Origin of the sequence: Photobacterium sp. WH24, from assembly GCF_019204055.1 — a bacterium.
GTDB classification, from domain to species: Bacteria; Pseudomonadota; Gammaproteobacteria; order Enterobacterales; family Vibrionaceae; genus Photobacterium; species Photobacterium arenosum.
Map to the genome: position 1 here is coordinate 57,309 of NZ_JAGSOZ010000001.1, position 19,932 is coordinate 77,240.

15 protein-coding genes and 1 other RNA gene are annotated in these 19,932 nt (G+C 49.4%); 5 read left to right on the forward strand and 11 right to left on the reverse strand.

The annotated features are described in order from the left end of the window. Positions 1-7: 7 nt before the first annotated feature. Together KCG43_RS00220 and KCG43_RS00225 are read left to right on the forward strand one after the other, a co-directional pair. Entirely contained in the window at positions 8-1,123 is a 1,116-nt protein-coding gene (locus tag KCG43_RS00220) for an iron chelate uptake ABC transporter family permease subunit (protein WP_304622550.1), read from the forward strand. Beyond that, positions 1,123-1,923: an ABC transporter ATP-binding protein gene (locus KCG43_RS00225; RefSeq protein ID WP_218382709.1), complete on the forward strand. Its 801-nt coding sequence runs from the start codon at positions 1,123-1,125 to the stop codon at positions 1,921-1,923. Before KCG43_RS00220 ends, KCG43_RS00225 begins: the two co-directional genes overlap by 1 nt. A gap of 152 nt (positions 1,924-2,075) precedes the next feature. Here the strand turns inward: KCG43_RS00225 and KCG43_RS00230 are convergent, their stop codons facing one another. The 8 genes from KCG43_RS00230 to KCG43_RS00265 form a co-directional block, all read right to left on the reverse strand. Next, positions 2,076-3,155: a 3-deoxy-7-phosphoheptulonate synthase gene (locus tag KCG43_RS00230; protein WP_218382710.1), complete on the reverse strand. Its 1,080-nt coding sequence runs from the start codon at positions 3,153-3,155 to the stop codon at positions 2,076-2,078. A 90-nt stretch (positions 3,156-3,245) separates the two neighbouring features. Then, entirely contained in the window at positions 3,246-4,091 is an 846-nt protein-coding gene (locus tag KCG43_RS00235) for a siderophore-interacting protein (protein WP_218382711.1), read from the reverse strand. A 192-nt stretch (positions 4,092-4,283) separates the two neighbouring features. After that, positions 4,284-5,300: a hypothetical protein gene (locus tag KCG43_RS00240; protein WP_218382712.1), complete on the reverse strand. Its 1,017-nt coding sequence runs from the start codon at positions 5,298-5,300 to the stop codon at positions 4,284-4,286. A gap of 2 nt (positions 5,301-5,302) precedes the next feature. Beyond that, positions 5,303-8,554 carry a type I restriction endonuclease subunit R gene (locus KCG43_RS00245; RefSeq protein ID WP_218382714.1) on the reverse strand — a complete coding sequence of 1,084 codons (3,252 nt, stop codon included), beginning with the start codon at positions 8,552-8,554 and terminating at the stop codon, positions 5,303-5,305. 13 nt (positions 8,555-8,567) lie between these two features. Continuing rightward, positions 8,568-9,455 (reverse strand): DUF4145 domain-containing protein, encoded by an 888-nt coding sequence (locus KCG43_RS00250; protein ID WP_218382716.1) that lies wholly within the window; start codon positions 9,453-9,455, stop codon positions 8,568-8,570. After that, positions 9,455-9,778: a DUF1016 N-terminal domain-containing protein gene (locus KCG43_RS00255; protein WP_218382718.1), complete on the reverse strand. Its 324-nt coding sequence runs from the start codon at positions 9,776-9,778 to the stop codon at positions 9,455-9,457. The genes KCG43_RS00250 and KCG43_RS00255 overlap by 1 nt, the downstream gene beginning before the upstream one ends. Beyond that, entirely contained in the window at positions 9,775-11,169 is a 1,395-nt protein-coding gene (locus tag KCG43_RS00260) for a restriction endonuclease subunit S (RefSeq protein WP_218382720.1), read from the reverse strand. Before KCG43_RS00260 ends, KCG43_RS00255 begins: the two co-directional genes overlap by 4 nt. Continuing rightward, the gene (locus KCG43_RS00265) at positions 11,169-13,475 is read right to left on the reverse strand and encodes a class I SAM-dependent DNA methyltransferase (protein WP_218382722.1); all 2,307 of its coding nucleotides are present in this window, start codon (positions 13,473-13,475) and stop codon (positions 11,169-11,171) included. Before KCG43_RS00265 ends, KCG43_RS00260 begins: the two co-directional genes overlap by 1 nt. 295 nt (positions 13,476-13,770) lie before the next feature. On the opposite strand from KCG43_RS00265, the gene KCG43_RS00270 reads away from it, so the two are divergent. Beyond that, positions 13,771-16,827 carry an AAA domain-containing protein gene (locus tag KCG43_RS00270; protein ID WP_218382724.1) on the forward strand — a complete coding sequence of 1,019 codons (3,057 nt, stop codon included), beginning with the start codon at positions 13,771-13,773 and terminating at the stop codon, positions 16,825-16,827. Positions 16,828-16,854: 27 nt separating this feature from the next. Here the strand turns inward: KCG43_RS00270 and KCG43_RS00275 are convergent, their stop codons facing one another. From KCG43_RS00275 to smpB, 3 genes are all read right to left on the reverse strand, one after another. Then, positions 16,855-17,790, reverse strand: a complete 936-nt coding sequence (locus KCG43_RS00275; protein WP_218382726.1) for a competence protein CoiA family protein — start codon at positions 17,788-17,790, stop codon at positions 16,855-16,857. Positions 17,791-18,023: 233 nt separating this feature from the next. Continuing rightward, positions 18,024-18,391, reverse strand: a transfer-messenger RNA (tmRNA) gene (ssrA, locus tag KCG43_RS00280). Positions 18,392-18,435: 44 nt separating this feature from the next. Next, entirely contained in the window at positions 18,436-18,918 is a 483-nt protein-coding gene (gene smpB / locus KCG43_RS00285; RefSeq protein ID WP_192016942.1) for an SsrA-binding protein SmpB, read from the reverse strand. Positions 18,919-19,060: 142 nt separating this feature from the next. Here smpB and KCG43_RS00290 point away from each other — a divergent pair, with 142 nt between their 5' ends. Both KCG43_RS00290 and KCG43_RS00295 read left to right on the forward strand, forming a co-directional pair. Then, a complete protein-coding gene (locus KCG43_RS00290; protein ID WP_218382728.1) occupies positions 19,061-19,495 on the forward strand; it encodes an SRPBCC family protein in 435 nt (144 codons plus the stop codon). Further along, entirely contained in the window at positions 19,485-19,856 is a 372-nt protein-coding gene (locus KCG43_RS00295; RefSeq protein ID WP_218382730.1) for an RnfH family protein, read from the forward strand. Before KCG43_RS00290 ends, KCG43_RS00295 begins: the two co-directional genes overlap by 11 nt. Positions 19,857-19,932 lie beyond the last annotated feature (76 nt).

A 19,932-nucleotide genomic window follows, 5' to 3' on the forward strand; every position in this document is an offset into this window, starting at 1 on the left:
AGCCTGAATGATGGACAAAAGTATGTCGCAGCACATGGCTGCCAGTGAGCGACCAGCAGCCTCGTTAACCCCAGCTCAACCGGCACGGCATATCCCGTACGGCAAGTGGTTGTGGCAGTTCGGCAACAAGACCCTGCTGGTGGAGCGCCGGGCTGTGCTGTTAGGTGCGCTGCTGATGCTGGCGCTGGTGGCGATGAGCCTGCTGGCGGTCAGTATCGGCTCGGCCAAACTCACGCCCTGGCTGGCATTCAAAGCTTTGTTTGGTGAATCGACCCGGATGGTCGAGATCATGGTGTTTAAAATTCGTCTGCCCCGTGTGGTAGCCGTGTTGGTCGCAGGTGCGGCCATGGGGCTGTCGGGCTGTATGATCCAGACGCTGGTGCGCAACCGGCTGGCGACCCCGGATATGGTGGGGGTGAATGAAGGGGCCACGCTGGCGATCACCTTTTTCACCTTATACCTCACGCTGGGTTCCTGGCCCTGGTGGGCGGCGCCGCTGGGTGCTGTGGTGGCGGCTGTGATGCTGTATATGCTGTGCCGCAATCCCGGCGAGCAGGGCTATCTGTTTGTGGTGATCGGTATCGGGGTCTCGGAGCTGATGCGCGCGGTGGGCGAGTTTCTGATGTCGACCGAATCTATCGTGCATGTCAGCAGCGTCTATTTCTGGACCATGGGCAACTTTGTCGGTCAGGGCTACAGTGTCAGTCTGCCGGTGGCCGGATTGCTGCTGTTACTCAGTCCGGCGGTGATTTACTTCTCCCGCCAGCTGGATGTACTGAGGCTGGGGCTGCCGACCGCCCAGAGCCTGGGCGTCAACGTCAGCCGGGTGCAGGTGGCGATTCTGATGCTGGCGATCCTGATCGCCGCGCTGGGAACGGCCATTGGCGGCCCAGTAGTGTTTATCGCCATGGCCGCTCCCATTATCGCGACTTTCCTGCTGCGGGGACGTATTGTGCCACTGTGGACCGCCGCCATGCTGGGGGCGCTGTTACTCCTGCTGAGCGATACTCTGGTACGGGTACTGGCCGATCCCCACGAAGTGGCCACCGGGATCATGACCCGCATTCTGGGTGGTATCATGCTATTTATATTTCTACTGCGAGATAAAGGACAGGCAGACTAATGACAGCGTTATCGATGACAGGCGTAGGGTTTTCCTACGAGAGCAAGACCGTCCTCAGGGATGTCTCATTTCGTCTCGGCAAAGGTAAGCTGGTTGGCATAGTCGGCCCGAACGGTGGCGGTAAATCGACGCTGCTCAAGATGATGGCCAAGCAACTGGCCCCGCAGCAGGGCGAGATCACCCTCAACGGCACATCGCTGGCGGATTACTCAATGAAAGCGCTGGCCAGAGTGCTGGCTTTTCTGCCGCAGCAGCCGATCAGCCCGGCCGGGATCACGGTGGAACAACTGGTGCAGTACGGTCGTCATCCCCATCAGGGCTGGTTCAGCCAGTGGAGTGACGAAGATGCCGCTCAGGTCGCCAAAGCCATTCAGTGGATGAAACTGGACGATTTGCTGCAGCAACCTGTGGCCAGCTTGTCCGGTGGTCAGCGTCAGCGCGCCTGGCTGGCGATGATTCTGGCGCAGGATACTGATGTGATTTTGCTCGATGAGCCGACCAGCGCGCTGGATATCGGCCATCAGATTGAAGTGATGGAAAGCATCAGTCAGATGGTGGCCATGGGTAAAACCGTGGTGCTGGTGATTCACGATCTGGCGGCGGCCGCGCGTTACTGCGATGAGCTGGTGGCGATTGGTGAGCAGGGCGTGGTGGCGGCAGGGCCGGTCGCCGAGGTGATTACCAAGCCGATGATCGACAAGCTGTACAATACCCATGTCGATATTCTCAAAGCGCCGTTTGATGATGCGCCTGTGATTGTGCCGCGCCGTCAGGCAGACTGGCAGCAGATCGCGGGCTAGCAGCAGCCTGTTGTACAGTCAAAAAAGTTACGCAGTCCAAATAGTTGCGTAGTCCCAAGAGTTACGCAGTCTAAAAAGAAGCCAGCCTGAAACGGCTGGCTTTTTGTTGTCACCCCTAAACCACCGCCTGTAGCGGATGTGACCGTTCAGATTTACCCTTCATTGGCCGCTAACCGGGTCTGATGTCCCTGACGGCGCTCTTCGACAGCGCTGGCCAGCATCGACAACAGGGCTTCGGTATCGTCCCAGCCGAGACAGGCATCGGTAATGGACTGACCATAGGTCATGTCATCTGAGATCTCCTGCCGCCCTTCAACCAGAAAGCTTTCGGCCATGATGGCGGTGATGGCATGGTTGCCGTTGCCAATCTGGCGGCACAGCTCTTCGGCCACCAGCAGCTGGCGCCGGAACTGCTTCAGGCTGTTGCCATGGCTGCAGTCGACCATCACCCCTGTGGTGATCCCTTTAGCCTCCAGCTGCTGCAGGGCATGGTGAATATCCTCTTCGCTGTAGTTCGGGGCTTTACCGCCACGCAGGATCAGGTGGCAGTCCGGATTACCTGTACTGTTAACGGCATATAGCTGCCCGTCCTGACCTGTGGTGGTGTACAGGTGCGGATGGCGGCTGGCAATGATGGCATCCATCGCCACACTGACATTACCGTCGGTGCCGTTCTTAAACCCGACCGGACACGGGAGGCCGGAAGTTTGCTGACGGTGCGGCTGGGACTCAGTGGTTCTGGCACCTATGGCGCCCCAGCTCATCAGATCGGCCAGATAGGTAAAACTGGTGGTATCAAGAAATTCGGTGGCGGCCGGCAGACCCAGTGCGTTGATGCGGATCAGCAGCTCTCTGGCCTGCTGCAGGCCTTTGCCGATTTGATCGCTGCCATCCAGATCCGGGTCAAACAGCATGCCTTTCCAGCCGACTGTGGTGCGTGGTTTTTCGAAATAGGTGCGCATCACCACCACTAGTTGATCCTGATAGCGCTCGGCGTAACGGGCCAGTTGCTCAGCATATTCTATGGCCGCGTCCGGATCATGAATCGAACACGGGCCGATGACGACCAGCAGCCTGTCGTCCTGTCCGTGTAAAATCTCTCTGATGGTGCTGCGCGAGTGTGCGATATGCTCGGTCAGTGCGGCCGGGCAGGGGATCGCTGTTGCCAGTGCCGCCGGTGTGGGTAGTGCCTGCCATGAATGGGCGCGGATCACTGAAGGGTCAATAGCCATTGTTGTTTCCTTTGTTGTCATCGGGAGATGACATCACTCTTGTGCTTCAAGTGCCCATACAGGCAAATGCCGGTTCGATCTGGATTATTATTAGTTATCAACAGCCTGGTGACGACTGGTGTGATAGCTGTCTTCATCAGTACCAAAGCGCCAGTACGGGATGGCATAGACCTGAGTACGCTCGACATCCAGTTCGCGGCGAATAAAGCGGCGCAAGCCAACGACAATCTGCTCTTCACCGCCGAGCCAGAAATAACTGTCGGCAATCTGTTTGGCAGTGGTTTCGGCAGTCGTTTCGGCACTGAACGGCTGCTGGCAGAACTGGTCGATCAGCGGCTGCACCTGATCCGGCTGGCCGATAAACCACTGTACCTCAACCCCTGCCGGAGAGCGGAGATCCAGAATATCGGTTTCATCACTGACCTGGATCGCCACATAGCCGCGGCTGTCCGCCGGCATCTCTTCCAGCATCGCACTGATTGCCGGCAGGGCCGTCAGATCCCCGGCCAGATAATACTGCGAGGCCGGTTTGAGCATAGGATACGGGCCACCCGGTGGGGAGATACCCAGCTTATCGCCGGGGCGGGCATTGAGCGCAAACCGCGACGCCGGACCCAGATCGCCGTGCAGGGCAAAGTCGATATCCATTTCACCGGTTTCCCGACGCAGCTCACGGACCGAGAAGGTGCGCAGCAGCGGTTTGTCTTCGGGTGATGCCCACTTCGGCCCGGTTGCCGTCATGGTCGGCAGCACAGGCTCGGACTGTCCGTCATGGCTCAGCATGATCTTAATGTGCGCACCATTACTGCACGGCGGGTAGTGCGACAGCGCCGTTGAGGTGAAAGTGATACGACGATAACGCGGGCCCAAATCCCGGACAGATTTCACCGTAAGTAACACCGGCTGACGTTTTTCCCTGCTGTCGGGCACGGACATAATGTTTCCTTAATCAGTAATGATATTTATTCTCGTTTGATTATACATAAACTCATCAGCGATAAAAGCAAAAGCTCACCTAAGCAACTGAAAGGGTATGGGGAAATGGGGAAGGGTGGGGGTTTCAGTGGGGGCTGATAGTGATAAAGCCCGCCAGGTTAAAACCTTGCGGGCTGGTACAGGAATTCAGGGTCAATCCCATTCAAACCGTAATTCGGTAAATCGCTGTTGGATCTCTACAATGAATCGATTTGTATTATTGATATCCCAGTTTCTGGCAACGTAGTAACCAGCGTCTTGATAGAAAAACTCAGGTTCACGTTCAGAGCGGTATTTTCTATATTTGTCAGCTGTGCCAGTGATTTCATGTAACTGCTTTAACAGCTGAAAAGAGCAGGTTTTATTATGTCTTAAGTAGTCAAATACTGCGTCATCAATCAACTGGTATGTTTGAAGCGCCTGGACGGTATACAAGCCTATATCCGATTTGCGAAAGCCTTGCTGATACAGTGTACCGTTCACATACAGGTTCAGTCGTGAGCGATCCTTTCCGTCATTTCGCGCTGCGCGTTCTTCACGCTTTTTGTGCCGGACCTCAATCTGATAGTCCATGGCTTCGGGCAGCGGAATGATTTGTTCGACATTTAACAGCAGCCGTTCATCAAGACGCAGTGGGTTTAAGCGAACACAACGGATATCTAACCCCATATCGTTGAGCCAGAGTACCGAGGTGGTGATTTCTTTTGAAAAATTCCTGGCTGCAAGAACGATGCGCGACTCCTTGCCGAAATCGTCTTCCTGCGGGGTATCCCAGCCAAGGAAATCAAGCAGCACACTTTCTGCGTCAAGATCTTGTTCTGTGCGGCTTAAAAACTCTTTATAGGCATGAATTGCATGCTCCCAGGTTAAGTTCGCCACCATGGCAGCGTAGCGAATGGCCTGAAGCTCCATATGGCCGCCATCGTCATCACGCTTTAACTCAATCACAACGAGATTGGCCGATTTATCCACGCCGAGTAAATCAATGCGGCGATTAGACTCAACAAAATGCCCGTATTCTTCGGCAATCACCAGGGTGTCTGGGCTTATAGCTTCAATATTGGCTCTAAGCAGACGCTGGATATCCTGACGCTCTCTGAGTTTCTCTACTTCGAATGAAGTTGTTTCTACCTTGATTAGGGTGTCATTGGCTAATTCGTAAATGGCCATAATTATTCTTTATATCCACTGAGCATATCGAAAATGACCCGGGCAAATTGCTGGGTTTTAGAGGGATCAGACAACAACTGCATCATCTGTTCCTGATGGGCGGCACTGCTGCTGAGGATGGCATCATCAATCGCTTTCGGAAAATCCCCCAGCATGGCTTGTTCCCGGGTATTGTTGGCGACCTGCTTCATGACTGTCTCGTTTTCAGTCAGTTTATCGCGGACGGTGTAGGCATAGTTGATCATGTCGCCGTCGGTCAGATTGTCGGTAATAAAAACCTCATTCAGACGTTCTATCACATGCGAGAGGAATGCCTCTTTCTTGTTCTTGGGCTTAGCCGTGCCGACATCATCGTTGGGTTGGAGCTTGTATTCCGGGCTGTTTTCCCGCAGCTGGATATCCTGCTGGCGAATTTTCGACAGCCGATAGTGGCTCATCACCACATTGCCCAGGTCAATATCATCGTCATCGTGTACGTCTTCGCGCAGCATAGGACGTAAGTGGCGCGCGTACAGACTGAGTTTCTCCAGCTCTTTATCGTCGTAATCGACAATCTGAGACATAAACTCATAGAAACGGGTAAAGCTGCCCAGATCTTTTTTGAAGATTTCCAGACGGTCTTTTTCTTGTTTGCATTCCTTCAGGCTGTTTTCTGCATTGGCAATGAGCACGGCATCGCCTGTCTTTTTCGTGCGTTCAAACATTGCCTTCGCGCGGATATAAGCGTCCACGGCAGAGCTGTAGCGCTGACGCCAGCGGTCTTGCGCGGGTTTACATATGTTACTGATCGCCGCATTGGATTTATTTTTTGTGAAGAAGGCCGTAGCAAATTGTTCGACTTCTGACCACAGGAAAATCCCGCTTGAGCGCAGCTTTTCAAAGAGGTCAAATACCTTGTTCGGGTCAGAAACATCTTCCAGCTCAGCGGTTTGATAGTAAGGCTGAAAGGCATCCAGAATATCTTGCGGCTCGTTGAAGAAATCGAGCACGAAGGTGCCGCACTCAGCTTTACCCGGAAAGGTTCGGTTCAGGCGTGACAGGGTTTGCACACATTCCACATTCGCCAGTTTCTTATCCACGTACATGGCGCAGAGTTTGGGCTGGTCAAAGCCGGTCTGGAATTTGTTGGCTACCAGCATGACCTGATAATCATCACTGTTGAAAGCGTTGCGCATCTCACGACCTTTCAGATCCGGATTCATGTTGTGCTCGGTGAATTTCTGATCCAGCAGTGCCATGCTGTCGGGATCATTCGGATGAAACTCAACTTCACCAGAGAAAGCCACCATGGCCTGAATGCCGGAATAACCGTTTTCAGCCACGTATTTGTCAAAAGCCAGTTTATAGCGCACTGCCTCTTTGCGTGAGCTGGTCACCACCATGGCTTTCGCCTGACCGCCCAATAAGCCCATTACGTTCTTTTTGAAGTGCTCCACAATCACCTTCACTTTCTGTGAGATGTTGTGATCATGCAGGCGCACCCAATTGTTCAGTTTCACCTTGGCTTTGCCTGCATCGACTTCAATGTCAGCAGCATCGAGCTTTTGCTTGAGCTGATAAATCACCTTGTAATTGGTGTAGTTCTTCAGCACATCCAGAATAAAACCTTCTTCAATGGCCTGGCGCATTGAATAGATGTGATACGCCTCTGGTTTGTTCTGTTTAGATGCGGGCAGCTCAGGGTTCGGCAAGCGGCCAAATAACTCTAAGGTTTTAGGCTTAGGGGTAGCCGTAAAGGCGTAGTAACTCAGGTTCTGGCTGCCCTGGCGCGCGGCAACCGTGGCATCAAGAATATCTTCGGAAGACAGTTCCGTGTCGTCATCCACTTCATCGGTCATCAACACTTCTTTGAGCTGGCGCGCTGTAGAACCGGTTTGCGAGGAATGCGCCTCATCGGCAATGACCGCATAGCGGCGTTCTTTCAGCGATGCTGAATGCTCAATCGCTTTGAGCACATGCGGGAAGGTTTGAATGGTGACGATAATGATCGGCTGAGAAGACTCTAATGCTGCCGCCAGCTTTTCAGATTTAGAACCATCGCCTTCCTTTCTGTTGATCCGTCCGACCACGCCATCGGCATGCTCAAACTGGTAGATGGTGTCCTGTAACTGATCATCCAGCACCGTCCGGTCGGTCACTACAATCACGGAGTGGAACTGTTTGTTGCCTGCAGCATCGTGCAGTGTTGACAGTTGGTGGGCTGTCCAGGCAATGGAGTTGGATTTCCCGGAACCTGCACTGTGCTGGATCAGATATTTGTGTCCGCTGCCTTCGGCAATGGCTGCATGAACCAGCTTGGTGACCACATCCCACTGGTGGTAACGCGGGAAGATTAGCGTTTCTTTCTTGGTTTTGAGGCCTTCCCAGTTTTCTTTTTCTTCAATTTGCAGATGAACAAAACGGCCCAGGATATTCAGCAGATTATCCGGCGTCAGGACTTGATTCCACAGGTAATCAGTCGCGTAGCGGTTTTCATCTTCGGGAATGTCATTGCCTTTGCCGCCCTCGTATGTCCCTTTGTTAAATGGCAGGAAGAAGGTGTCTTCTCCTGCTAGTTTGGTGGCCATATACACTTCATACTGGCTGACTGCAAAATGCACCAAAGCACCGCGCTTGAAGGTCAGCAAAGGCTCAGGCTTTTTGGTCGCCGGATCTTTGGGCAGGCGAGTGGCCTTGTATTGCTGAATGGCCTTGTTCACTGATTGCTTGAATTCAGATTTCAGCTCCAGTGTCGACACTGGCAGCCCGTTGACGAACAAGACTAAATCAATCCGCCAGTTCTTGGCTTTCTGGCCGGTTTCTGCCAGATGCTCGGCACTGGCATAAGGGCTGTACACTAGCTCCGGCACAATCCGGCAAATATTTTGCTGATAGCGAGCGAGGGTTTCCGGGTTCAGCGTATGTTCTGGCTTAAACTGGCACAATTCAAACCGGGCATTGCGGATTTTCAGCCCGTGACGCAAGACACCCAAGGTGCCATAGGTGCGGGATGCACGATCGGTTGCGTTGATATCGGCTTTTTTGAGCTGGGCGACCAGAGCTTCTAAAAAATGACGCTCTGAATCGACAGGAAAAACTTTACAGAATTTTTCCCAGGCTTGCGGTTGTGTGTCTTGAACAAAGCTCAGCACATCCTGCTGATAGAGGGCTGATTCGCGATCGTAATCTGTCCCGGTGCCCAGCTTCCAGCCATTGGCCACCATCTGGGTAATGATATCGTCCTGAAAAATCCGTTCCTGTGTTGCGTCTTTCATATTGTGATTCAATTTATTGTTTAACTGCTGATGGGAGTGATTTTTTATGTTCTAGTTGTAGCTTGTTGCTACCCATTTTTTCTGCCAGCTTCTTGTAAGTGTCTTGTAACGCATCAAATCTTTGTTTTCTATCATAGAGTTCCAGAACAAATTGGAAAATTTGAAATGAATACAATAAGTCAAGTTCTTCAACACCTGATCCGTGCGTTCCTTCATTCCCGACCAGTTTTAACGGCTCTAAATATGAAGCTTCTTCTGGATAGACCTTTGCTAAACTTTGCACTTTGCGATTTAAATTTGAACCTTCAACCTGCATGTCATTACAAAACTGCTCTATTGCTCGGCGTAGCTTTGATGCTGAAGATGACGGATCAAAATGAAAATGCTTAAAAGCATCGATTAACTCATCACAAATAGTTTTAGGTATGTTGGATGATAGTGGGAAGATAGGAATGGTTGGTGAAAAATGCTCAATTTTTATATGGTCTGGTTTAACTTTATTTTTATCAAAAGGGTTTTGGGGTTTGAGTAACACACCAGACGCAGATACATGTTTTAAGCAACTATGACATGTTAAAAAGGCTGTCATGAGGTATGCTTCGCCGTTTAGTGGATGAGTTAAATCTTGATAAGCCACTGAAATGGCATCAATCAATGGCAACCAAAAACCATCAGATTGGCTTAAAGTTTCTTGTTTTGATTTGAGCGTATTTCTCTTGTTATTGTGCTCTAATTTATATTTTTTACTGCTTGATAAGAGTGTTTCTTGGGATATTGGTTTCGTTTGAAGGCTGTCTTGCTCTAGTTGTAATTCTGTTTTTTTACAATATGGGCAAGGTAAGTTGGGATAACAATCCAACTCAATAAAACCAGAAATCCGTTCCCATAATGACAAGTCCATTACTCTACCTCAGTAATCAATTGTCCACGCACTGCGTGAACAATCTTGATATCAGAAAAAACTTCTGCAAATTTAATGCAGTAACTTAGCTGCGCCTTGCTCCAGCCCTTGCCGAACAGTGTGGTCAGCCGCTGGGCGAGCCAGGCAATTACCTGCTTGCCGTAATCCGCCCGGCTGCCGCCCAATACTTCTTCATGAATTCGTTGCCCGACAGACCAATACAGCAGCGTCAGCTCTGCATTCACCGCCACCGCTGCCTGTTGTTTTGCTGCCTGGATCAGCGCAATCACATCCTGTTCGAACGCAGCTGTGGGTTGAGTCATGCCATCGCCTCCAAGGGGGTCTCATGAACACTGGCCGCGTGTTGAACGTCTGGCGCCTGCCAGTTGCGCACATCAATCTTGCCAGTGACAGCGGCTGAGATTAGTGCGGTACGGCGCTCTTTTAGGAGCTGAACCGCGTTTTCTGCATTGTCAAACAAGCTTTGAAAGCGTGCCTCTTGAGAACAAAGAAACTCAGCAATTTTTACTTGCTCCTCTAAAGGAGGAAGTGGAACTGGGAGTTTTTTCAGTAACTCTTGGCTCAATGAGGCTCTAGTGACCAAGTTCATTTCTTTTACGAAGAATGCTCTTGTTAATTGGTTTCTAAAGCTAAATTTTGAAAACTCTGGGTGCAGAGTTAACTCTGTGGGTCTAAAACGAATGAGAAAACCTGCAAAAGTCGCTTCAGGAATAGACTCTAGGCAAGCAGATGATAATCCAATTTCCTCAATCGTTTCCGACGTTCGAGTAAACAGTACATCTCCACGTAGAAGCGAATAAGCGTCTCTGTCTTTCTCTGTCGAACGCACTAGTCCAGCAACACTCGTTGGCAAAGAGTAATTTCTATATGCATCACCATAACTTACAAATGGATAGCCAGACCCGAAGAATTCAGCACCGATATTTATTCCATTTTGACACATGCCTAAGTAGCGAAGAGGTTTAACATCCCAATGCTTTGGCACTTCCCCTAACCATTCCACCCCAGAATCTTTCATTGGCGCTTGCGGATTCAACCCTTTGGTCACCGCATGGCTGATCACCGCTTGGCGCTTCTCTTTCAGCAATTTAATCAGTTGCTGCTGCTTTTCGATCAAGGTGTCAATCTTGGCGGTTTCGTGATCGAGGAAATTGGCGATTTGGGTTTGTTCGATACTCGATGGCAGAAGCAATGGAGACGCCTCTAACTTTTCCGCTGTATAGTGAGCGATCGTTGCCTTGTTACATAGAATGTTAATGAAATCGGATGATTTTAAGTTACCAATCCAATAGTTAAAATATCGAGAGCAATTCTGACTCAATGGTCTTATTCTATTGATTGCGTTTTGTATGTAGCATTCAGCTAATTCATCATTCCAAATAGCGGAACGCCCAACATCTCCACCCTCACTAACCAATACATCTCCTTTCTGTAGACGTAATTTGTGAAGTTCTTCTGGAGAAAACCACATGCTATCAACTCTTGATATATCCACACCTTTCGGTTGGATATTTTGAGCTTTTAAATACGGTTTTAGTGAGTCTGCGGAAGACTTGGGGCTTTTTTGAAGCATTTTCCCTAAAACAACCTGATACCCATACTTAACTTGCGTCAATCTCCAATGACTTGGATATTCATCAAGCCATGCAGCATTAGAAGCAGTATATTCTGTATACGCCTGATATTTGCCCATTACGAATGCACCTCTTGCAGCAGTTTCATAATGTCGGCACTCACCGCATCCAGATCGGCATCAATCGCTTCCAGTGCGCGTGGTGGTTGGTAAACATAAAAATGGCGATTGAATGGGATTTCGTAACCCACCACACCAATCTCATTATCTTTGTCATCGCGCTTATCAGCATTTATCCACGCATCCGCAACATGTGGCTGCACTTCACGCTTGAAGTAGCTTTCGATAAGCGTTGATGTGTTTACGCTTGGGTCAAGTGGTACGTTCTCGTTATCACGCAGGTCGCCATCTTGTTGGAACTCAACCACTTTGCCTTTGTAGTCAAAAGCTCCGTAAAGCGGCTGTGCGTCTTCTTTCAGCACTTTTTTGATAACAGGCTCGGCGTCTTGGTTCTTCCAGGTGATCGCATCAGTAAACTGTTTCTTCTGCTTAGCGTCGAACTTGATGCCAGTAGCCTTGAACGCACCTTTGAGGGTCAGTTCAAACTGGTTAAAGTCGTCTGATTGTTGCGCCTTTCCACCAAGTTTTTCACCAACGGCAACTTGCAGGGCTTTCGCCGCATCCATCAGGGCTTTCTGGCTTAACCACAGTTTACTGTCCAGCACGTCTTTGATTTGCTTTTCTTTCAGCTCAGGAAAATCAGCTTTGATTAACGCACGTACTTCGGCTTCTACGTCAATCAGTGTGCCGTATGTGTCGTCATTCCACGCAGTGCCAAACTGATCAAAGACTGCCTGCATCACGGCGTTAAATGGCTTAGGTGCAAAGCGCAGTGATTCCACCGCTTCATCGGTGATTTGTGCAGACAGGCGCAGTGGGCGCTCAATGGTTAAGCGGCGGTAGCCAAACTCGTGCGTATCAAAAATCTTAGCGGTTAGTGGCTTGCCACTTTCGGTCAGGGTGTCGGTTTCAACAAACTCACCAAAGTTTTTCGTGATAGCGCGGATTTCATCATCGGTCAGGAAGTGACGCTTAGAGCCAAGCGATTTACGCATTTTACTGCTTAAGTTGGCACCATTGATCAGTTGTACTTTGCCTTTGCGTTCAGGAGCTTTCTTATTGGTCAGCACCCAAACATAAGTCGCAATGCCTGTGTTGTAGAACATGTCGGTCGGCAGCGCGACAATGGCTTCAAGTAGGTCGGCTTCCAGAATATAACGACGAATTTCACTTTCACCACTGCCGGCCCCGCCGGTAAAGAGCGGAGAGCCGTTCAGGATAATGCCGATACGGCCGCCGTCAGTCACAGCACCGTCGGTGCTGCGGGTATCACGCATTTTGCTGATCAGGTGCATCAAAAACAGCAGCGATCCGTCGGAAACACGGGGTAAGCCCGGCCCGAAGCGACCATCAAAGCCTTTCTGCAGATGCTCAGCTTTGATTTCTTCTTCGATCTTTTTCCAGTCAACCCCAAACGGTGGGTTTGACAGCATGTAATCAAATGCGTCAGCAGGTAGTTGGTCGTTCGACAGGGTGTTGCCCAGCTTGATACGGCTGACATCCTGACCTTTGATCAGCATATCGGCTTTGCAGATCGCGTAAGATTCCGGGTTCAGCTCTTGCCCAAAGGCACGCATCACGGCATTTGGGTTTAACTCATGAACGTATTCCATCCCGGAGGATAAGAAGCCACCGGTTCCTGCTGTCGGGTCGTAAATGGTGCGGATAATGCCATCTTTGGTCAGGGCTTCATCGTCTTCCATAAACACCAGTGAGGTGGTCAGGCGCACGATATCCCGCGGGGTAAAGTGCTCACCTGCCGTTTCATTGGAAGATTCTGCGAAGCGACGGATCAGTTCTTCAAACACCAGGCCCATGTCATGGTTCGAAATGGTCTTTGGGCTGAGGTCGGTGGTCGCAAATTTCTTCACAATTTTGTACAGCAGGTTGGCGTCTTCTAGCAAACCCACAAACTCATCAAACTTAAAGTGCTCAAAAATCTCGCGCGCGTCTTTCGAGAAGGACTGAATATACTTTTCCAGATTCGACTTGATGTTGGTCTGGCCCATCTTGCCAAGATCCATTGGCGAGGTATTAAAGAAAGCCAGACCATCCGCGTTTTGCGGCGTTTGCGTTGCACGCAGCAGGAATTTTTCCTGCGCTTCTTCCGGCAGTTTCATCGGTTGAATACGCTGATATTCGGTAACCACCGCGTCTTTACTGCTCTCCAGTACACACTCCAGACGACGCAGCAGTGTAAATGGCAGGATGACCCGTCCATATTGAGATTGTTTGAAATCACCGCGAAGCAGGTCAGCCACCGACCAGATAAAAGCCGCGGTTTGAGAGAAATTATTGTTGGTCATGAAGAATCTCGGAACTAGCCAAAGTTAAACTGCCGGCGATTATACAGAAGGATTCCGGCGGTGTCTGATAGGGAGTGCAAAGTATGCATCATGGTTTGGATAACAGATTGAGTGTGGTGCTTTTTAGTGTGTTTGATTGTTCCGGAACAGGAATCAGAGATGTGTCACTCATGATCGGCTATGAGATCTGTTGATTATTGGATGGATTTATAAGAAGCTGGCGCGTAAAAATTCTTGCCAAAACAGCCCTTAGGGATCGATTGACACAATGAGATTCAAACGAGAAGGATCAGGGATGAGCCAATATCACACGCAAATCAGCCGTTACTTTCGCCAATCACTTATCGATGCCGACAGGCTGTGCCCAGAAGACAAGGATATTCTTCCGGTGTTGGGGCCGGACAAGAAACAAGATCCCAAAGGTGCGTATCTGGCATTCGACCAATCGATTTGGCAGCAGGGACGAATCAATCCGAATTTGGCGGCACAAATTCTGGATGCAAGGCAGGGGAAAAACAAGGAACCCTTGCAGCAGTCTGAAATTGTGATTTTCCCTCGTGTTGATTATCTCAAATACCAAGGGGGTGCTCATGATCAGCGAAAACGGACGGTGCTGCTGCCTTTGGTCGTGTTTGCTAATTTGCACCGTGACGGCACACTTCAACCCACAAAAAAAGCTCCTTGGATCCCTCGCATCTGGATTGGGCCTTCGGAGGAATCAACGGAGCCGTTTACTGAAATGGCGAAAATCGATGAATTTTTCACGCAACACCCGTTTGAGGGGGTTGAAGATTGGCCACAGTTAATGGCTTATTGTGCAAGGCTGTTGTGTCACGCAACAGGAACACCTTTTCGGGAACCTTCAGCTGAGCAAGCATCGACTCAAGTCGCAGAGATTCTGGTTTCAGATGACTTTTCGCAAAGCGCTCAGTGCTTATTTCAGCTTGATACACCAGTTGTTGGCGCAAAAGCTAATTTACTGAAGGTGCTGGATTTTCTGATCGATAGAAAACACTACCCAAAACTTTATCAGGCTTATAGTGAGCGAAAGAATGCCAGGCTTTCAACCTTTGAGAACAAGCAAGATTCAGTCAGTCTAGCGCAACAGCACCTTGGGCAAATGTCAGGTGAGTTTCCGCTTTCTGTAAAACAACGCAATGCATTGCATCATTTTATTGAACAAGTTGATGGTGAGGTGCTGGCTGTTAATGGGCCTCCGGGAACAGGGAAAACAACTCTCCTACGTTCAGTGGTTGCCAACCTATGGACGCAGGCTGCGTTAAATCAGTCTGAACCGCCGCTCATCGTCGCGACCTCACATAACAATCAGGCTGTGACCAACATACTAGAAAGCTTTGCCCGCATTGATGAAGATGGTCTGGATGAATCATTAAAGGGGCGATGGTTGCCTGAAGTCGACAGCTATGGTTTGTATTTCTGTTCAAGCGCCAAAGCGAACTCAAAAAATCCCTACCGTTATGCAGGCCCGAAAGGGGAAGGCTGTATGGAGGCATGGCAAACACAAACCTTTATCACAGAAGCGCAGTCACACTTTTTGAATCAAGTCGGCCAATGGCAGCAAAGTGAATGTCAGTCGGTGGATGATGCCTTGAAGGCACTCCACCGTGAAATGTTGATTGTGAAAAAACAAATTTCTCAGGGCTTCGACTTTCTGGAAAACTGGCAGTCTGCATTAAGTCTCATCGATAATAAATACGGCTCTTTAGATGGTTTACGAGAAACGATTACGGAAAACAAGGTCGCATTAGAAGAGCAAGCAAAGGCCTATCAACAAGAGAAACAACGGTTAGATGAATTATATGGCCTTTGGGAATCACGTTCTTGGTGGGTCCGTTGTTTCATCTGGCTCCCTCATATACGAAAGCAAGAAGAACGTAAAACGGCGAGGTTGCTCAATCAGTGGGACAGACATATTGAGGTCAGCTCGGATGATCAGGTTGAATCGTATATCAATCAGCAGATGACTCAAATTGCGACTCAAACGAGCGGCTTGCAAAAAGAGTTGCTGGCTGCGGAAAAAGCGTTAGACCACTTTTTAACGCAACAGGGCAGGCTAGAGTGCTGGATGGCACCCGCGAAGCATTTGAAACTGTTCAGTAAAACGAAACCGGAACAGGTGCAGGAGCTGAATGACCGCTATTACCGTTTTCGTTTGTTCAAATTAGCGACGCATTACTTTGAAGCTCGTTGGTTGAAAGAAACGAAGGCATTTGTCGAGTCGAATGATGCAGATAAGAAATCACCCTTCAAGCTATTACGTAAGCTTCGTCGCTACGCAAAGTTAACGCCTTGCTTTGTATCCACTTTCTATATGGTCCCGAGCACCTTTATGGCCGGAGAGTACAAGGATAATGTCTGGCAGGATCTTCCTCAGTTGGAAGAAATTGATTTACTGATTGTCGATGAGGCAGGTCAGGCATTGCCGGATGTATCAGCAGCAAGTTTTGCTTTAGCGAAAAAAGCACTGATTGTTGGTGATACCGACCAGATTGAGCCTGTTTGGAGTATTCCTGCAGGTGTAGACCGATCCAACTTAGCTTTATATGGGTTGCTCGGCGATGACGCTGATTACGAAAGCTGGCTGGACAGTGGTTTGCTGGTAAGCAGTGGTAATGTGATGCGAGTGGCCCAAAGGCAGTGTCGCTATCATCAAATTGAGCAGCTCCAGCGCGGTTTATATCTGACGGAACACCGTCGCTGTTTTAATGACATTGTGGGTTACTGTAACGATCTTGTTTATCAGGGGGTGCTTGAACCATTAAGAGGAAATGCAAAGCACGACGTTCCCTGGGGAACGATGACCATGGAACCCGTCGTTTCTGCTTCTCGCTCATATGGTGGCAGTCGTGGGAACCCTGGTGAAGCAAAAGTTATTGCTGATTGGGTGTTTTCTCAGAAGAAAAAAATTGTCGAGTATGCCAGGCAGCAAGATGAGAAATTGAAGGATAAGACTGATGCTGTAGTACTGTCCAAAGCCCTTGGAATCATTACGCCGTTTAGCAAGCAAGCGGCACTCATACGCTCTGAGCTGACAAAGCATTCGATAGAAAATATTACCGTAGGCACAGTACATAGTTTGCAAGGCGACGAGCGTTTCATTGTATTGTTTTCCAGTGTTTATGGGGAAAACGATAAAGATAGCGGTAAGTTTTATGACGCTGGATCAAATATGCTGAACGTGGCTGTATCTCGCGCAAAAGATTCATTGATTGTATTTGGTGATCCTAACGTCTTTGGGATGAGTGCTGCGGGTTCGCCATCCGGGATGTTACGGCAGAGACTCACTCTGAAAGCTTGTAAGGAACTCAATGAGCAGCCAAGCTTTATCTAAAGGGAGTAGAAACTTGGATATTATTCTTCATTCGTTTAGCTGATTTATTTCGGCTGCATAAAGGTGGGTATGGCATTTTGGGCAGGTGGGTTTTCCTGGTAAAACAACCTCCCATTTACATTCGCAGAGAATACACCGAAACATTGCAGTACGCTTTGGGATTGGGGCAACAGGTGAGTTTATTGCTGATATCAAATATGGATCAGCATCATTGTTAGCGTGACTATGTTGCGGCTTGTATGATGGTTGACTCCGTTTTTCTGATTGAAATTGAGTAATTTTTGCATCCAAACGTTCACTTGCCTGTTGCTCAAGCTTGGTTTTTCGTGGATGGTATATCCATTTTTTTGAGTGGAGATCATGCTGAAGAAAATTCTTCAATAGGTCAATGTGCCGAAGAGTTGAATCCTTTCTATCTGAAAATAAATCGTGTGTATGATCTAGCTGAATTTCGAGAATCCCGCTTTGTTGATAGCGTGGGTTTTTGAGGTGAGAGGGAAGTGCTCGATTCGGGTGAGTGAAATAGATGATGAGCGAGAAATTCTTGACTTCCCCCATGATATCAACGATGCAATTTCCAAATGATGCCTCTTTATAGCAATTCTCAAGCTGGATAGTTGTCGCTTTTGTGATGAGGAAATCTTCTTTGAAATTCAAACCACTACGCCATTTACTTAAAGAATATTTGTAATCAGGCAGATCAATTGTGATGGCTGTTTCAAAAATTTGTCTGGCCATCATGCGCACGGAAACAAAGAAAGAGAAATCGCAGTCTTTGCTCGTTCCTGAGACTTTTCGACTTGCATGGGCGAAATGCCATTGATTTTCCTGGCCTTGTTTGGCTATCAGCGGCGTAGTACAGGAGGGGCAGACACATTCGCACTTATTCCCTCTGGGCACATCAGCAATATCTACAAAAGTGTTATCGACGACTCTTAAACCAAAAGGCACCTGATGTGTCATGAAATAATTATTCCATTCAAGAGTATGAATGCATTAATTTTATGATAAATGCCGCGTTAATGCTGCTAGCCAAGTGATGAGAAGAATGCATTTGAAAGTATTAGTTTTGGGATCTTCACAGAGCGAGTTTGGTGCTAAAAGAGGGCAATATTTGTGGAGGTATATACAAAAAGCCCGCTAGGTCAGGACCTTAGCGGGCTTTGTGACATCCGAAGATGTCTTCGTATACGATTTGGTGGAGCTGGCGGGAGTTGAACCCGCGTCCAAAATCAGTCTAACCAATGGCGCTACATGCTTAGTTTGTCTTTAATCTCGCCAAAGCACTGCGAACAAACACGCTATGCTGAGACACACCTGAATTAAATTTAACGCTTCCGCTCCCAGGTCAAAGCTTCCACGCGATCTCGTTTGGGTTTGACTGCCCTGATTCCCCGTCCTACGAGCTAAGGCTAGGGAGGGCAGGCTCTGAGCAGGTTATTAAGCTGCTAGTGCGTAGTTTTCGTCGTTTGCGACTATTTTTTTGCGGCTTTTTAAAGAGGCAAACCGCACCTCTGCATGCTCCACGGGCCTTCTTGATCCTGTCGAATCCTGAATCAGCCCCAGTGAGGTGTTCAATACTAGCAGAAAATTCTGCCAGGTCAATGACTACCGCGAACTGTGCTTCATGATTCGCGCTTTATCGCGCTGCCAGTCGCGGTCTTTGGCGTCTGAACGTTTATCGTGAAGCTTTTTACCTCTCGCGGTACCTAACTTAAGTTTAACCCATGAACCCTTCCAGTACATGGAAAGTGCCACAATGGTTTCGCCGTCGCGGTTCACCGCCCCGGTTAAGCGGTCCAGTTCGCGGCGGTTCAGCAGCAGCTTACGCACACGGGTCGGCTCAGCCACCACGTGGGTCGAGGCCGCATTGAGCGGCGTGAAGGTGGCGCCGGAAAGAAACGCCTCGCCGTTACGGATAAACACGTAGCTTTCGGAAATGTTGGCTTTACCCGCACGCAGGGACTTCACTTCCCAACCCTGGAGCGAAATGCCGGCTTCATATTCATCATGAATTGAAAATTCATGGCGGGCAGACTTATTCAGCGCAATGGTGTTGCTGCCCGGCTTGTTTGGTTTTTTCTTTGCCATAGCTTCTTATTATACGGATTCAAGTTATTAGGGGAACGTTTTTCCCAGAGGCAATAGGCCATGGAGACACACTATCACTGAATCTTTGGCAGATCGCCGACTAATGGTATCATTACCAGCGATATTGGGTTAAGGAGAAACTATGCCTCAAATCAGTCGCTCTGCACTGGTCCCGTTCAGTGCCAAGCAAATGTTTGACCTGGTGAACGATGTTGAGTCTTATCCGGCGTTTTTGCCGGGATGCTCTGGCACCAAAATTCTGGAAAGCTCTACTGAACATATGATGGCGGCAGTAGACGTTTCCAAGGCTGGGATCAAAAAAACCTTTGTGACTCGTAATCAGTTAGAAGGCATTCATAAGATCAGCATGCAGCTGGTGGAAGGGCCGTTCCGTAAACTGGTGGGTGGTTGGCACTTTACCGAGCTGGATGTCGATGCCTGTAAAGTGGAGCTGAAACTGGATTTTGAATTCACCAATGCGCTGGTGGAAGCGGTGTTTGGCAAGGTGTTTCATGAGCTGACCAGCAACATGGTGAATGCCTTTACCCAGAGGGCCAGGGAAGTTTATGAGCTCTGAGCAGAATAATCTGATCCATGTAGAAGTCGTGTACGCGCTGCCCAATACCCAGCGGGTGATCAAGCTGGCGATTACCCCGGATACGCCCGTGCAGGAGATCATTGAACGCTCCGGGGTGCTGGAAATGTATCCGGAGATCGACCTGAAAAAGAACAAGGTCGGGGTGTTCAGCCGCACGGTGAAGCTGGATGCCAGAGTGTATGAAGGGGATCGGATAGAGATTTATCGCCCCTTGCTGGCCGATCCGAAAGAGATCCGCCGCAAGCGCGCCGAGCAGGCTAAGCAGGAAGCCCTGGCGGCCAAGAAAGCCAAAGGCGACGCTGCGCCGGAATCCGATGCGCCAGACGCGACAGACGAGTAGGACAGCAGTGCTGAGCCCTGATGCGGTCTCTTAAAAGCGCTTCATGCGCCGCCACAGTTCAATTTACTGTCGGATT

Coding starts and splice junctions, on each gene's coding strand:
- KCG43_RS00265 (WP_218382722.1), bottom strand. CDS start 13,475: ATGACCAACAATAATTTCTCTCAAACCGCGGCTTTTATCTGGTCGGTG.
- KCG43_RS00240 (WP_218382712.1), bottom strand. CDS start 5,300: ATGGCCATTTACGAATTAGCCAATGACACCCTAATCAAGGTAGAAACA.
- KCG43_RS00275 (WP_218382726.1), bottom strand. CDS start 17,790: ATGACACATCAGGTGCCTTTTGGTTTAAGAGTCGTCGATAACACTTTT.
- KCG43_RS00225 (WP_218382709.1), top strand. CDS start 1,123: ATGACAGCGTTATCGATGACAGGCGTAGGGTTTTCCTACGAGAGCAAG.
- KCG43_RS00230 (WP_218382710.1), bottom strand. CDS start 3,155: ATGGCTATTGACCCTTCAGTGATCCGCGCCCATTCATGGCAGGCACTA.
- KCG43_RS00220 (WP_304622550.1), top strand. CDS start 8: ATGATGGACAAAAGTATGTCGCAGCACATGGCTGCCAGTGAGCGACCA.
- KCG43_RS00250 (WP_218382716.1), bottom strand. CDS start 9,455: ATGGACTTGTCATTATGGGAACGGATTTCTGGTTTTATTGAGTTGGAT.
- KCG43_RS00290 (WP_218382728.1), top strand. CDS start 19,061: ATGCCTCAAATCAGTCGCTCTGCACTGGTCCCGTTCAGTGCCAAGCAA.
- KCG43_RS00235 (WP_218382711.1), bottom strand. CDS start 4,091: ATGTCCGTGCCCGACAGCAGGGAAAAACGTCAGCCGGTGTTACTTACG.
- KCG43_RS00270 (WP_218382724.1), top strand. CDS start 13,771: ATGAGCCAATATCACACGCAAATCAGCCGTTACTTTCGCCAATCACTT.
- KCG43_RS00295 (WP_218382730.1), top strand. CDS start 19,485: ATGAGCTCTGAGCAGAATAATCTGATCCATGTAGAAGTCGTGTACGCG.
- KCG43_RS00260 (WP_218382720.1), bottom strand. CDS start 11,169: ATGGGCAAATATCAGGCGTATACAGAATATACTGCTTCTAATGCTGCA.
- KCG43_RS00255 (WP_218382718.1), bottom strand. CDS start 9,778: ATGACTCAACCCACAGCTGCGTTCGAACAGGATGTGATTGCGCTGATC.
- KCG43_RS00245 (WP_218382714.1), bottom strand. CDS start 8,554: ATGAAAGACGCAACACAGGAACGGATTTTTCAGGACGATATCATTACC.
- smpB (WP_192016942.1), bottom strand. CDS start 18,918: ATGGCAAAGAAAAAACCAAACAAGCCGGGCAGCAACACCATTGCGCTG.